This window comes from Pseudoalteromonas sp. TAE56 (assembly GCF_000497955.1).
In the GTDB taxonomy this organism is placed as follows: domain Bacteria; phylum Pseudomonadota; class Gammaproteobacteria; order Enterobacterales; family Alteromonadaceae; genus Pseudoalteromonas.
The window spans coordinates 53,397-67,816 of record NZ_AUTN01000100.1 but is presented as its reverse complement, the minus strand read 5'-3'; the positions used below and the strand labels follow the sequence as shown (position 1 = coordinate 67,816).

Genomic DNA, 14,420 nt, shown 5'->3' with positions numbered 1-14,420 from the left:
CGGGTTATTAGCTCAGTTGGTAGAGCAGTTGACTTTTAATCAATTGGTCGATGGTTCAAATCCATCATAACCCACCATTCTTTGAATGGTCTTTTATCGGCGGATTTACGTAGAATACTAAGTTGTTATAAAACGCAACGTCAGAGCGGGTCATTAGCTCAGTTGGTAGAGCAGTTGACTTTTAATCAATTGGTCGATGGTTCAAATCCATCATGACCCACCATTCTTTATTCCTTGTGAATAGTGTATGGCATCAATCGGCGGATTTACGTAAGCTGCATTCTTAATTGAATAAGTGCATAGAGCGGGTTATTAGCTCAGTTGGTAGAGCAGTTGACTTTTAATCAATTGGTCGATGGTTCAAATCCATCATAACCCACCATTCTATGAAAGTTTTAATCGGCGGATTTACGTAGCTTTTTTCAAAGCAGATTTACATTAGAGCGGGTCATTAGCTCAGTTGGTAGAGCAGTTGACTTTTAATCAATTGGTCGATGGTTCAAATCCATCATGACCCACCACTCTCTAATACTTTCCTTTATATTCTTTTTTAAATTCCCATTCTATTTTTTATAAACAGCTTTACTAGTTTGCTGTTATTTGTGTTTATATTCTCGTATAATTCGCCCTAATTAATGCACTGTAGATAAGTGGTCGAGAACATGAGTCTAGCTCAAACTATTATGCCTGAAGGTTATATTTTCCCCCCTAAGCCAGCGCCGTTAACAAATGACGAGCAAGGCGAATATAAAGCGCGTATAAAACAATTACTAAAAGATAAAAATGCAGTACTTGTTGCACATTATTATACCGATCCTGAAATTCAAGCACTTGCTGAAGAAACTGGCGGCTGCGTTGCCGACTCGCTAGAAATGGCGCGTTTTGGTGCACGTCATGATGCAGATATGATCATCGTCGCGGGCGTGAAATTTATGGGCGAAACAGCCAAAATTTTAACGCCGAATAAAACGGTTGTAATGCCAACACTTGAAGCGACGTGTTCGCTAGATATTGGTTGTCCGATAGACGAGTTCTCAGCGTTTTGTGATGAGCACCCTGACCGTAAAGTGGTTGTGTATGCAAACACCTCTACCGCAGTTAAGGCGCGTGCAGATTGGATTGTAACTTCATCATGTGCACTTGAAATAGTAGAGCACCTTGATGAGCAAGGCGAAAAAATCATTTGGGGCCCAGATAAGCACCTTGGTAGCTATATTCAAAAAAATACCGGTGCTGATATGCTTATGTGGAATGGTGCATGTATCGTACATGACGAATTTAAAACTAAAGCCTTAAAAGATATGAAGGCGCTACACCCAGATGCAGGCGTATTAGTTCATCCTGAGTCACCAGCAGAAATTGTTGCACTTGCCGATTCGGTTGGATCTACGAGCCAATTAATTAAAGCTGCGCAAACAATGGACAATAAAAAGTTTATTGTAGCAACCGATCGCGGCATCTTTTATAAAATGCAGCAACTATGTCCAGATAAAGAGTTTTTTGCGGCTCCAACGGCAGGTGAGGGCGCTTCATGTAAAAGTTGCGCTCATTGCCCTTGGATGGCGATGAATGGCTTAAAAGCGATTGAGGAAGCCCTCATAAGCCCTAAAGGTAAAGAAGTATTCGTTGATATGGATTTACGCGAAGGCGCACTTAAGTCACTTAATCGCATGCTTGAATTTACTGCGAGCATGGCTAAGTAATTTTAAAAGTATAAATTAAAAACGGTTAAGTCTTAGATTTAGCCGTTTTTTGTGCCTATAGATAAGCTATTGCTTGATAAGTAAGCATTTAAAGGCTCATATTTAAAAATGCCTTGCACCTTAAGGGTCTATTTCATACTATAGCGCGCTGTTGCATTACATAATAGCAGCACTGTGGAGGGATGGCTGAGTGGCTGAAGGCGCACGCCTGGAAAGTGTGTTTAGGTTTATCCCTAACGAGGGTTCGAATCCCTCTCCCTCCACCATTATTCTTAGAACCCAGTTACTAATATTGAAAGGTATTAGTAACTGGGTTTTTTAATGCCTAAATTAGGTATTAACTAAATAGAGTGTTGATAACATGCCTATAAGTTCATGTTTTTCAATTGGCTTTGAAACGTACCCATCAAATAACTGCCTGTATATTTCTTTTTGTTCCGTAAAAACATTAGCGGTTAACGCGATAATAATTTGCTCGCTATCAAGCGCCTTAATTTGTTTACATGCCTGAAGGCCATCCATTTTTGGCATTTGAATGTCCATAAAAATAATATCTGGCTTGTGTGATTCATATAACGAAACTGCTTCCAACCCATTATTTGCAATAATAATGGTGGCTTTAGTTGGTTCAAGCATTGCAGAAGCCACCAGTTGATTTATTTTGTTGTCTTCTGCTAATAAAATGGTTTTGCCAGTTAAGTCAGGAAGCTCAACATTTTTTGCTGTTAATATGTTTTCATCAATCTGTGCTTGATCTAGTGGTAAGTAAACATAAAACTGGCTGCCTGAACCTAATTGACTTGTTACTTTTATTTCACCATTCATTAAGCCTATTAATGATTTAGTGATAGGTAAGCCTAGCCCTGTACCACCGTATTCACGCGTAGTTGATTGCTCAGCTTGTTCAAAGCGCTCAAACAATCGCTCTATTGCCTTCTCAGAAATTCCAATTCCGGTGTCTGATATACTGCAACATATTTTGTTTTCATCAGTTAGTCTAAACGTTACTGTAACGCCACCTTTCGATGTAAACTTAATCGCATTAGATATTAAGTTTAAAAACACCTGTCTGAGCCTAACAGGGTCGCCCACCCAATGCTTATGCTTAATATTAATAACAAATTTAAGGTATATGTTTTTATCGCTAGCTTGCAGACCAAGATCAGACTCTAGGTGATGAATAAGTTCAAAAAGATCAAAAGGTTTATGCTCTAATGAAAGCTTGCCGGCCTCAATTTTAGAAAAATCGAGAATATCATTAATAATAGTGGTGAGTGAGCGGGTCGAATAAAGTGATTTTTTTAAATACTCTTTTGACTTTTCATTGAGGGGCTGCTCTTGCAATAACTGTAATGTGCCAAGTATGCCATTCATTGGGGTTCGTATTTCGTGGCTCATATTTGCTAAAAACTCAGATTTAGCCTGAGATGCTTGTTCAGCTAGTTCTTTAGCGTGTCCTAGAGCTTGTTCGTGGTTAATTTGCTCTGTTAAATCATAAGCAATACCTAAATAGCCAACGATTTCATTTTCATTATTTAATAAAGAGGTGACACTTATATTAACTTGTATGTGCTCGCCTGTAGAAGAAATGTATGTCCACTGATTGATATCAGGCTCTGTAGCCGTTGCTTTTAAGATAAACACTTCAAAACCAGGGAAAACAGGTTCATTTAACTCTGCACTAAGCTGTTTGGCTTTTTTTATTATTTCTTCTTTTAAATGAAAAATTGCTGGGTTTTCAATTCCAATAACATCTTGCGCTTTATAACCTAATAACTTTTCAGAGGCGGGGTTAAATAAAGTAATTAAGCCGTTTATGTCGGTTGCAATAATTGAATAACTGGCACTATTTAAAATACTTCGTTGAAGCATACTAATTTCGGCAATTTCCTTAGTGCGTAGTTTTACTTCTTTTTCTAATTTTAAATTTGTTTGCTGAAGCATATGCTTATTTTGTTTAGCTTTGACAATTCTTCGCTGCGTTCGTTGTGCCCTACGGTAAAAAAATAGCTGTAGTAATAAAATTATAAACATGCAAATAAGAGTATAAAAAATACCATTGACAATAGCTTGATATTTACCCGGCAAATGCAATGTTTCAATAAATGCGTCTGAAGCACTAAGCGTGAGTTCCCATGTTCTTCCCATCACTTTAATTATTTTAGTTAACTGGTAATTAGCTGAATTGCTTTGAATACCGTAGCTAAAAAAGTCAGTTTTAGCGTTGTTAGCTATATCGCTAATGACTAGCTTATTCTCATCAACTAGCGAGAGAGAGTCTAAAATTTTATTTATTAATAATGGAGCGTATGCCCAGCCTAAGATCTCATTAATGCGTTGCTCTTTATTATCCGCAATCGTAATGCTTTTATAAATTGGCAGTAAAATTAAAAACCCTTGCAGTGATTGCTCATTAGCCTGTACTAAAGTTATAGGGCCCGTGAGTTGAGCCTTATTGTGAGAAGCTGCATTTAATGCTGCTTTTTTACGCATGCTCTCTGAGCCAATATCTAAACCTATTGCTTGTAAATTTTTATGTTCAGGAAAAATATACTGAATAATAAAATGTTCATTATTATCATTATTAAGCTGATTAAAGTTAAATGTTTGAGTGGGTCTATCATATTTTGCAGTATGTAAAAACTGGGTTAGATTCTTAGATGTTACCTTTCGAATGAAACCAATCCCGTTTGCACCGGGGAACTCTTGGCCATAGTTACGACTATTAGAGTAATTAGAAAATGTTTGGTAGTTTAAATTATTAACGCCTATACCGTGTATAAACCCTTTTAAACCGAAGAGCCCATATTTATATAAGTCGATTCTATTCGTTACGCCTGTTGCGAGCGTAGAAAGGCGGTTGTTAAGTGCTTCGTTTATTTTATAGTTAAGTGCGTTTTGGTGTTTAATGTGAGCGAAGAAAGTTAATACAATACCGCTGATAAGAAAAATGGCATGAGCAAGTATAGAGACTAAAAACCCTTTCCTAACCAGTCGTCCTGAGAACATTAACTCATCCTTTATTATTAATATGCTGAGTGCGTATCTACCTCTATTATCAAAATAAATATAGCACTTATTATTCAGGATACAACTTTGTTCATAATTAGAATATATATATTTTATAGAGGTTTAGAGCTCGAGAGTGAAAGGAAATTTAATTCTGAGTTTTATGAGTAAATAGAGAGTGTATATAAAGCTAATGATTTATATGCTTTCTATTATTTTAGAACTAGCGAAAAAGTATTGGTTTAAGGTGTTAAACCTTCCATGCTTTTTGATCTTTTACTGATAATTGCGATCCACATAACAATGTCGGTTAGCTTTTTATTACAGTGCAATAATATTTGAAGATTACACTGCCGATATATTACGATATTTAAATGACTTAAGTATGTATCTAATAAATATAGCTTTCTTCAGGGCCATAATAAAACCATAAACCATATATTTCTGTATGCACGCTTCAACCTAATAGCTTAAGCAGTTCTTTATAATATAAATTTGGTAAGTGTAAGCTGAGTCAGATGAAATCGTAGTCATGATATTCTGAAAGTAAATTGGTTATACAACTACGAGTTGTATAACCAATTTCTCTGTCATTTTTGTATTCATCCGACACAAAAAAATATTTAATATTTTATAATATGAAAATTAAATCATTAAAAACTCATATTGTTCTATATTTAGTGCATGAAAGAAAAGTCATTGCGTGAAATTTAATTACCTTATTACATGTTTGCCGTGTAGGTCGCAAAATATACACGCTGTTAAGCACTACACAGTCAAAATTTAAACAAAACAAGGTAACGGAGACAACTATGGCTCAACGGTTCTCTAAATCACTTGTGGCAACAAGCGCAGTATTAATATGTTTTTCTATTCCTTCGTATGCCGCTGTTAATGGACTGACAGAACAAGATGTGTTTAATATAAAACTCAGGTCAATTTATTTTGATCGTGACTACGATAACGATGCAAGCGACGATTCAACCTTCGCTCAAGGTATAGAACTCAATTACACCTCTGGTTATATAAACGACTTAGTTAGTGTGGGTGTATCGACCTACACCGTGATGAATATTAATTCTACAGGTTCAGCCGCAGGTAATATTTTACCAGCAGGTAATGAGAGCGGTGGAGTTGACGATAGCTTTTCTAAATTTGGTCAATATTTTTTAGATTTTAAATTGGGTAACAACGGTCACGTTAAAGTGGGCGGGCAAAAAACTAAAAGTATGTTGCTTAAAAGCTCTGGGAGTCGGGCTATTCCTAATACCTTTAGAGGTGTTTTTGGCGACTATAAAATTGGCAACACTAAGGTATATGGTTATGTATATGATAAATGGAGCCGACGACACGATGATAGATGGGAAGACTTTTCTACCGATCAATCGGCAACTGGCGCTATTAGTGCAATTTGGGGCGTGGGTGCTACGCACAAAAAAGACGATCTAACATTAGAGGCTGAATATTTAAAGTCCCAGAATTATCTAAGTAAAATGGGATTAAAAATCAGTTATGATATTAAACTTAAACAAAGTAAGTTAACACTTTCAAGTGGTATATTTACCTCACAAGATGATGGTGATTTATTTGTAACAGGCGCAGAGGGCGGCGATTTAGATGATGAAGATACACCTGGAGCATTAACAGGCTTAACTAAAAGTGAAAACGATGGATTTGCTTATTACTTAGATGCTGATTGGAAAAAAGATATTTGGAGCGCAGGTGCTGCATTTACGAAAGTAAGTGATGCTTGGATTGAAGATAACTTTAGTGGCGATCATGGAACAAATCCATTCCCGACGCGCTCCCTGATTGGTGCCGATTTAACAAACCAAAATGAAACATCATGGCAGGCACGCTTGGGTATTAACTTAAAAGCTGTATCGCCAGGGCTCAGTACTAAGTTTTATTACACTAGCGGTACGGGCGCCGAAAATTCAGCTTTAGGTCAAATAGGCGGTGAAGCCGAAGAAAAGTACTGGGCTTTAGATACACGTTATAAGGTTGAGGCAATAAAAGGTTTAAGCTTACGCTGGTTGTTTTTAGATTATATAACCGATAAAACAGGCAGTGTTGACGGTGTTAAAGGTGACAGAGCAGACCATCGAGTATATATGGATTACACTATTAAATTTTAAATGACTTTTAAAAACCAATGCTATTTTTATGCACTGTTTTTTTTTCTGATTACTATGATAAAACTGACAAATAAATAATAACAATTAAGTTAATACATGTTTTCTCTACAGCATTGGCGTTCTCAGGGTTCATTCACCAAAATTAATGGCCATCAAATTTTTACTAAAATAGCCGGGGATGTAACAAACCCCGCGCTGCTTTTAATACATGGCTTTCCTAGCGCCAGTTGGGACTGGGAAGGTATGTGGCAAACGCTTAGCGATCATTATTTTGTGATCACACTCGATATGCTAGGTTTTGGTTTATCAGATAAACCAAAAAATGCAGACTATAAAATTACAGAACAAGCTGATTTATACACACAATTTTTAAAGCGTTTAAATATTAATGATGTGCATATACTAGCCCATGATTATGGCGATACAGTCGCTCAAGAGTTATTAGCAAGGCAAGTAGCTTCGCAAAGTGAGATACAAATTAACAGCGTGTGCTTTTTAAACGGTGGGTTATTTCCTGAGGTGCATAAGCCATTGTTTATAAAAAAGCTTTTGCTCTCAAGGCTTGGTTGGATAGTGCCAAAATTAATGAATAAACAAAAATTTGCCAATAATCTAGTGACTATTTTTGGCAAAAATACACCGCCTACAACACAGGTAATAGACACACTTTGGGAACTGCTGATTTACAAAGATGGCTTAGCCGTTATGCCTAAACTCATTAGTTATATAATGCAGAGGCAGCAAAACCGAGAACGCTGGGTTGGTGCTATTGTAAATAGCCATATACCACTTACGTTTATAGCAGGTGCAGAAGACCCCATCTCTGGTAAGCACATGATTAAGCATTACAAAAAGTTGATACCAAACGCGAGTGTTAAAGAGTTCTCAGAGCTTGGCCATTATCCACAAGTAGAAGATGCAAATGCTATAACGCAAGCGTATTTGAGTTTTAGAAACGGGTAATAAAAACGCGGCTACTAAATTAAGTGCCGCGCTTATAAATTAAAGAACTCTGAGTATTTAGGCTTTACACCTTAGTACTTTTTCTTTGGCGCTTTTAACTGTTTTTCAAATTCATCTGAAAACAATATCGTACCGTCGTCTTCCTCAGTAGGAAATGCGGCAATAAGTAAATCATCTTCTTCAAGACCTGGTGTCCAGCGACTAAACCAATCTGCAAGTGGTATTGCTTTAGCGCTACAGCCAGCCCATTCGCCAGTAGCCCACGCTTCTGCAAATTCACGAGTTGGCCAAACAGGCACGCAATCGTCGTCTTCATTGGCAAGCATAACGCAGCCATCGTCGTCGTTTAAAATCCATACTTGCTTAAATTCTTGCACGGTTTCGAACATGTAAGCTAAGCGTTTTTTTGCCCCAAGGCCTAAAATTACTGCTTGTTGTTCGGTTGCATTTTCGCTCGTCATGATTGGCTCACTCTCGTTGCTATCGATATTTAATATATAGCGTACAAGTATATCGAGTTATATGACAGAGTGTTGAAAAGTTATTATTTAATTTCATTAATGCAGATCTAATTCATATATTGAGCAGTATAACTCCTCACTAATTTGAGCGATCATTCAAAATAAGCTTGAATGTTTGTAAAAAGGCCACATTGTAGTAAGCATATACTTAATGAAGGATTGAAAAATGACTACTGATTTACTTGCTCCGTTTAAACTAAATAACACAATTGAGCTTAAAAACCGTGTACTTATGGCGCCACTAACTCGTTGCATGGCTGACGATAACTTAGTGCCAACACAAGATATGGTTGAATATTATGCTCGCCGTGCCGAAACCGGTTTAATTATTAGTGAAGCAACTATTATTCGCCCAGACGCGCAAGGTTACCCAAATACTCCGGGTTTATTTACCAGTGAGCAAATTCAAGGTTGGAAAAAAGTAACAGATGCAGTACACGCTAACGGCGGCAAAATGTTTGCACAGCTTTGGCATGTTGGTCGTGTTGCACATCCTCACTTTTTTGATGGCGATGTACTGGCACCATCTGCAATTGGTGTTGAAGGTTCTGTACCGCGCATGCGTGAGCTTACCTACATCACTCCAAAAGCAGCCACTACAGATGACATTAAATCTTTAGTAGCCGATTACGCAAAAGCGGCAGAAAACGCAATTGAAGCAGGTTTTGATGGTGTAGAAATTCACGGCGCTAACGGTTATTTAATTGACCAGTTTTTACATTATGCTGCAAATACACGCAGCGACGAATACGGTCAAACGCCTGAAAATATGTCGCGCTTTGCATTAGAAGTAACAGATGCGGTTATTGCATCTGTTGGCAACGAGCGTACTGCACTTAGATTAACACCGGGTGCTTACTTTAATATGAGTGAAGATAACCGTGATAAAGCGGTATTTGACTACTTACTACCAGAACTAGAAAAAAGAGATTTAGCGTACTTACACGGCGGTATTTTTGACGACAGTACAGCGTTTGAGTCACTTGAGGGTAAAACTACATCTGAATTTTTACGTGCAGGCTACAAAGGTACATTAGTAGGTGTAGGCAGTTATAGTTTTGAGACAGCAAAAGAGGCCATTAACGACGCTAAGTTTGATTTAATCGCGATTGGTCGTCCACTTATTGCGAATCCTGATTACGTTAACAAAATTGCAAACGGTGAAGAGCTAGTGCCGTACAGCGATGAAATGCTTGCCGAACTAAAATAAAGTACTATTTGTAAAAAGTTTAGAAAATAACTAAGACACTCAAGATAAAACCTTTGAGTGTCTTTTTTTGTACATATCCCCGCCATAAATCTCCCATATTTGTTTAACCTTTATGTAAATAAAGTTCATCCTCGTTGTCATATTTAAAATTCATACTGTGTCCGTTTTCATATTTCATAATTAAAATCAAACGGGACAACAATGTACGCTTTAAAAAACAAATCACTTTTGAGCATTGCTATTGCCATGGCTGTATCAACATCCGCTTACGCAAACGATAACGAAATTGAAGAAATTACAGTAACGGCAAAACCAACAAGTTACGCAAACAATGTTATTGAGCCTGCAATGCTTGAGCAACAAAGTTCGGTATCGAGCATATTATCGGTTATTGATAACTTACCGGGTATTAGTATTAACGAAGGTGATGCATTTGGTGGCGATGATTGGTCAACGACTATTACAATGCGTGGTTTTAGTATTGACTCAAACCAACAACAATTAGGTATGACTGTTGATGGTATTCCCAATGGTGGCTCTAATTATGGTGGCGGTGCTAAAGCTAATCGTTACTTGGAGAGCGAAAATTTAGCAACGGTAGAGGTTGGACAAGGGACGTCTGACATTAAATCGGCTTCACTTGAAGCGCTTGGCGGTACATTTAATTTTGTAAGTAAAGCACCAAGTTTAGATAAAAGCACCACTTTTGCTTATACCTCAGGCAGTCACGATGCCACACGCTATTACGTTAAGCACGAAACAGGTACGATTTTTGATAATACACAAGCGTATGTAAGTTACTCGCAAACCGATACNCGGGAAAGATAACCAACACGCTGAGCTTAAATTTGTAACTACGCTTACGGATTTAACCATTACTGGTCGTTTATCTTATGATGATGTAAGCGAGACAAACTACAATAGTGTAAGTATTGAGCAGTTTGAGCAAACACCAGATTGGGATCAGCTGACATGGAATTGGACTGGGGTCCCACATTTTGACCAAATGTTCGCAGAAGGCTGGGGTACGCTTCGCGAAAACACTCTAGCGTATTTAAAATTGGAATATGCACTTTCTCCAACATCACTTATTACCGTTAGCCCGTATTATCATAAAAATTCAGGGCGTGGGGATTGGATCCCACCGTATTTAACAACCCCTGTTGATGAAAATGGTAATCCAACAACTGAGGGCGGAACAAATGCTGGCTCTTACGGATTTGCTGATAGTGAAGGGGATCCGCTTGCACCAAACGAAGAATGTACGGCAAGTTTAAGCTGGCCATGGGAATCGGGTCCTGGTTTAAACCCAGCGTGTTACGACGATACAGCAACACCTGTTATGTCGTATCGCCATACGCATTACAAAAAAGACCGCCTCGGTTTAACGGCAAACTACCAAGCCACTTTTGGTATGCATGATATAGAAGCAGGTTTATGGTATGAACAAAGTGACCGTGAAGAATCTCGTGATTGGCACAAGGTAATTGATGCGCGTATTTATCATCACTTTGATAGCACTCCATACTGGACACAATACAAAAACACTTTTGAAACTGACACTCTAAAATGGTATGCGCAAGATTCAATGGCGCTTGGTGATTTTACACTTAACTTAGGTGTTAAAAAGTACCTTGTTGATATTGAAAAGTATGATCATTATCAAAATGCAACCACAGCAAAAATAAATAGTGATTCAGACATATTGTTCAGTGGCGGTATTTTGTATCAGTTAAATGACTCTACAGAGTTATTTACCAGTTACAGCGAAAATTTTGCGGCTATTAAAGACGGTGTACTAGAACGTGATAGCTCGGATTTATCAGCCATCGAGCCTGAAACCGCTGAAAATATTGACCTTGGTGTGCGCTATCAAAATAATGCATTAAAACTAACAGCAACAGCGTATTCAATAGAGTTTGATAACCGTATTACCTTTATTGCACCTGGTAGCGATACAGGCGGTATTGATTACACAATAGGCACTAATGGCTCTTACTTAAATGTAGGTGGTATTGAGTCTAAAGGTTTAGAGCTTTCTGCAAGTTATATGCTTAATTCAGAGTGGAATATATATAGCTCGTATACAAATAACGACTCGGAGTACAAGGGCGACGCGCCAGGCTTTGAACCAGGTGACAAAGTAATTGACTCAGTCGATGACTTATTCGTGCTATCGACAGACTACTACAGTGGGGATTTTCGTTTTGGGTTGTCGGCTAAATACACCGGCGAACGTGGTGAGGTTGACGGCTACACTGTACTGGATTTAAATGCAGGTTACTCAGCAGAAGTAAATGCAGGCCCATTTAAAGCACTAGATATTGCATTTGTAGTTTATAACGTGACAGATAAAAGCTATCTAGCTGGCGGTACAGGCAATGGTACCACTTACTTTATAGGTGCTCCGCGTACAGCGGCAGTGACTTTAAGTGCTACTTTTTAATACTCAAAGTACGCAACTTATTATTCAATTATGTTAGTAAACTCTTAACCAGAGTTCAGGTTAAATAGTAAATATTTTAAAGCCCATCACTGATGGGCTTTTTTAAAAGGTACACACATATTATGAACTCAATAATAAAAGTAGTGGTATTTAGCTTAACTGTATTATTAAGCAATGCGGTTAATGCGGCGCAAAATGTAGTGCTGATAACGCTTGATGGAGTACGCTGGCAAGAAGTATTTAATGGGGCTGATAATAGCTTAATTAATAATACTGACTTTGTTAAAAAGCCAGAGCAATTAAAGACTCAATTTTGGGCTAAAACAGCGAATGAGCGCCAGCAATTACTAATGCCTTTTTTAACTCAAGTAGTGGCTAAAAAAGGGATTATAATTGGCGATAGAGCTAACGGCTCTGCTATGTCGGTAAGTAACCCGTGGTATTTTTCATACCCTGGTTATAACGAAATACTCACCGGTGAAGTAGACGAAAATATAAATAGTAATAACAAAGTGCTCAACCCAAATAAAACTATTTTAGAGCGTTTAGATAAGTTACCTGAGTTTAAAAGTAGCACAGCCTTATTTGGCAGTTGGGATGTATTTCCATACATTGTAAATACTAAGCGCAGTAACGTGTATGTAAATGCAGGTTTTATGTCAATTGAAGAGAATTTATTCACTGATGCGCCACTGTTAAATGCGCTACAGAATGAAATCCCCAGTCCTTGGTATAACGTACGGCTAGACAGTTTTACATATCGCTTTGCTAAAGCGTATATGTTGGCTAAAAAGCCTAAGTTGTTAGTGATAAGTTTAGGCGAAACCGATGACTTTGCGCATGATGGTCATTACGATCAATACCTTAAATCGGCAAGGCAAAGTGACGCGTTTATAAAAGACTTATGGGCAACCATTCAAACTACAGCGGGTTATAAAGATAACACCACACTAATTATTACCACTGATCACGGGCGTGGCAATAATGCCAACGATTGGCAACATCACAGCTCTAAACGTGCACTTGCTGAGCTAGAGTTAGGTGCAAATACTTACCCAGAAGGAATTGTTGGCTCTGAACATATTTGGCTTGCAGCCATTGGTCCTGCAATAAGAGGCAGTGGCTTAATTAAAACTAAAAATGAGCTTAAACAAGCGCAAATAGCAGCGACCGTTTTAAAGGCTCTTGGGCAGAACCCAAATGAAATAAATTCAAATATGGCACCTGCTATTAGCGAGATTTTAAAATGAAGAACCTATTTAAACCATTGACCCTATCAGCCTTGGCGTTGAGTTTGGTTATTAGCGCGAATGTTACTGCCGCGCCATCTAAAATCCTATTTGGTTCGTGTGGGCATCAAGATAAAAACATTCCCATATTTAATGCAATTAATAAAGAGCAAGGGGATTTGTTTATATTTCTGGGTGACAATATTTACGGCGATACCAACGATATGGATGTACTTGCCAATAAGTATCAACGTTTAGGGGCAAAGCCTGGTTTTAAAACGTTAAAAGCGCAAACGCCTATTATTGCTATGTGGGATGACCACGATTTTGGTCAAAACGATGCAGGTAAAGGGTATCCGCATAAAGAGCAATCACGCCAAATTATGCTTAATTTTTGGGATGAACCTGCAAACTCAGCGCGTCGCACTCGCCCTGATGGAATTTATACCTCGTACATGTATGGTGAAAATGAGCAAACCATACAAGTAATAATGCCTGATTTACGTTGGAACCGTGATGCGCTAAACCATGTAGGTGAGCTTGAGTATTACACTAAGCGTAAGTTTAATAACCAAGGCCCGTATAGTCCTAGTGAAGTGAAGGGCGCATCAATGATAGGTGAAGCCCAGTGGCAATGGCTTGAACAAGAGCTTAAAAAGCCCGCTGCAATAAAATTGATTGCCTCAAGCTTACAGCTTTTACCCGATTTTACAGGTTGGGAGTCATGGGCAAACTTTCCTGAAGATAGAAACCGTTTATTTGCATTGATTAAAAAGCACAAGGTAAATGGGGTAGTGATTATAAGCGGTGACACACACTGGGGCGAAATATCAAAGTATCAGCAAAACCTTGATTACCCATTAATTGAGATGACTAGCTCTGGCTTAACTGAAAAGTGGAAAGACGTAAGCCCTAACAAACACCGAGTAGGGGACTTTACTCATAACGTAAATTATGGTGATTTAAGCGTCGACTGGCAACAAACAGATCCCGCTATTTCACTTAAATTAAAAGGCATTGATGGCGAAGTAATAATGCAAAGTGACTTTAGTTTATCAAGTATTAGCCCTTATAAATAAACTCACTACTACGCACAGTATATAAAATAGATGCTGTGCGTTTAAATTACTTGCTAACTCTCTGATTTATTAATACCAATTACCTGTTTGCGCTACCCCTAATATTGAAAATATCTTACACT

Annotated in this window: 8 protein-coding genes, 5 tRNA genes and 1 pseudogene; 12 read left to right on the top strand and 2 right to left on the bottom strand. The window is 38.0% G+C overall.

Annotated features, from left to right (window positions below; translation table 11 throughout):
* The first annotated feature begins 1 nt into the window (after position 1).
* The 6 genes from L656_RS0110410 to L656_RS0110385 all read left to right on the top strand — a co-directional run bounded on the left by L656_RS0110410 (position 2) and on the right by L656_RS0110385 (position 1,969).
* Positions 2 to 77: transfer RNA gene (locus L656_RS0110410), tRNA-Lys, on the top strand.
* A 70-nt stretch (positions 78 to 147) separates the two neighbouring features.
* Positions 148 to 223: transfer RNA gene (locus L656_RS0110405), tRNA-Lys, on the top strand.
* 83 nt (positions 224 to 306) lie between these two features.
* A tRNA-Lys gene (locus tag L656_RS0110400) sits at positions 307 to 382 on the top strand.
* Positions 383 to 445: 63 nt separating this feature from the next.
* Positions 446 to 521 (top strand) — tRNA-Lys (locus L656_RS0110395).
* 141 nt (positions 522 to 662) lie between these two features.
* On the top strand, positions 663 to 1,703 hold the full coding sequence (nadA, locus tag L656_RS0110390; protein ID WP_007580396.1) for a quinolinate synthase NadA: 1,041 nt from the start codon (positions 663 to 665) through the stop codon (positions 1,701 to 1,703).
* A gap of 176 nt (positions 1,704 to 1,879) precedes the next feature.
* Positions 1,880 to 1,969: transfer RNA gene (locus L656_RS0110385), tRNA-Ser, on the top strand.
* A 64-nt stretch (positions 1,970 to 2,033) separates the two neighbouring features.
* On the opposite strand, the gene L656_RS0110380 is transcribed toward L656_RS0110385, so the two are convergent.
* Positions 2,034 to 4,712 (bottom strand): CHASE domain-containing protein, encoded by a 2,679-nt coding sequence (locus L656_RS0110380; RefSeq protein WP_024599160.1) that lies wholly within the window; start codon positions 4,710 to 4,712, stop codon positions 2,034 to 2,036.
* An 812-nt stretch (positions 4,713 to 5,524) separates the two neighbouring features.
* Here L656_RS0110380 and L656_RS0110375 point away from each other — a divergent pair.
* Together L656_RS0110375 and L656_RS0110370 are read left to right on the top strand one after the other, a co-directional pair.
* The gene (locus tag L656_RS0110375; protein ID WP_024599159.1) at positions 5,525 to 6,850 is read left to right on the top strand and encodes an OprD family outer membrane porin; all 1,326 of its coding nucleotides are present in this window, start codon (positions 5,525 to 5,527) and stop codon (positions 6,848 to 6,850) included.
* Between the two features lie 96 nt (positions 6,851 to 6,946).
* Positions 6,947 to 7,813: an alpha/beta fold hydrolase gene (locus tag L656_RS0110370; RefSeq protein WP_024599158.1), complete on the top strand. Its 867-nt coding sequence runs from the start codon at positions 6,947 to 6,949 to the stop codon at positions 7,811 to 7,813.
* 71 nt (positions 7,814 to 7,884) lie between these two features.
* Here the strand turns inward: L656_RS0110370 and L656_RS0110365 are convergent, their stop codons facing one another.
* Positions 7,885 to 8,274, bottom strand: a complete 390-nt coding sequence (locus tag L656_RS0110365) for a DUF2750 domain-containing protein (RefSeq protein ID WP_024599157.1) — start codon at positions 8,272 to 8,274, stop codon at positions 7,885 to 7,887.
* A 226-nt stretch (positions 8,275 to 8,500) separates the two neighbouring features.
* Here L656_RS0110365 and L656_RS0110360 point away from each other — a divergent pair, with 226 nt between their 5' ends.
* From L656_RS0110360 to L656_RS0110345, 4 genes and pseudogenes are all read left to right on the top strand, one after another.
* Positions 8,501 to 9,544 (top strand): alkene reductase, encoded by a 1,044-nt coding sequence (locus L656_RS0110360; protein ID WP_024599156.1) that lies wholly within the window; start codon positions 8,501 to 8,503, stop codon positions 9,542 to 9,544.
* 201 nt (positions 9,545 to 9,745) lie between these two features.
* Positions 9,746 to 11,990: pseudogene (locus L656_RS01000000122175) on the top strand (TonB-dependent receptor domain-containing protein).
* Between the two features lie 122 nt (positions 11,991 to 12,112).
* The gene (locus tag L656_RS0110350; protein WP_024599155.1) at positions 12,113 to 13,240 is read left to right on the top strand and encodes an alkaline phosphatase family protein; all 1,128 of its coding nucleotides are present in this window, start codon (positions 12,113 to 12,115) and stop codon (positions 13,238 to 13,240) included.
* The gene (locus L656_RS0110345; RefSeq protein WP_024599154.1) at positions 13,237 to 14,298 is read left to right on the top strand and encodes an alkaline phosphatase D family protein; all 1,062 of its coding nucleotides are present in this window, start codon (positions 13,237 to 13,239) and stop codon (positions 14,296 to 14,298) included. The genes L656_RS0110350 and L656_RS0110345 overlap by 4 nt, the downstream gene beginning before the upstream one ends.
* Positions 14,299 to 14,420 lie beyond the last annotated feature (122 nt).

Excerpts from the sequence above, each read along its gene's own strand:
- L656_RS0110370 (WP_024599158.1), top strand. The coding sequence starts at position 6,947 with ATGTTTTCTCTACAGCATTGGCGTTCTCAGGGTTCATTCACCAAAATT.
- L656_RS0110365 (WP_024599157.1), bottom strand. The coding sequence starts at position 8,274 with ATGACGAGCGAAAATGCAACCGAACAACAAGCAGTAATTTTAGGCCTT.
- L656_RS0110375 (WP_024599159.1), top strand. The coding sequence starts at position 5,525 with ATGGCTCAACGGTTCTCTAAATCACTTGTGGCAACAAGCGCAGTATTA.
- L656_RS0110345 (WP_024599154.1), top strand. The coding sequence starts at position 13,237 with ATGAAGAACCTATTTAAACCATTGACCCTATCAGCCTTGGCGTTGAGT.
- L656_RS0110380 (WP_024599160.1), bottom strand. The coding sequence starts at position 4,712 with ATGTTCTCAGGACGACTGGTTAGGAAAGGGTTTTTAGTCTCTATACTT.
- nadA (WP_007580396.1), top strand. The coding sequence starts at position 663 with ATGAGTCTAGCTCAAACTATTATGCCTGAAGGTTATATTTTCCCCCCT.
- L656_RS0110350 (WP_024599155.1), top strand. The coding sequence starts at position 12,113 with ATGAACTCAATAATAAAAGTAGTGGTATTTAGCTTAACTGTATTATTA.
- L656_RS0110360 (WP_024599156.1), top strand. The coding sequence starts at position 8,501 with ATGACTACTGATTTACTTGCTCCGTTTAAACTAAATAACACAATTGAG.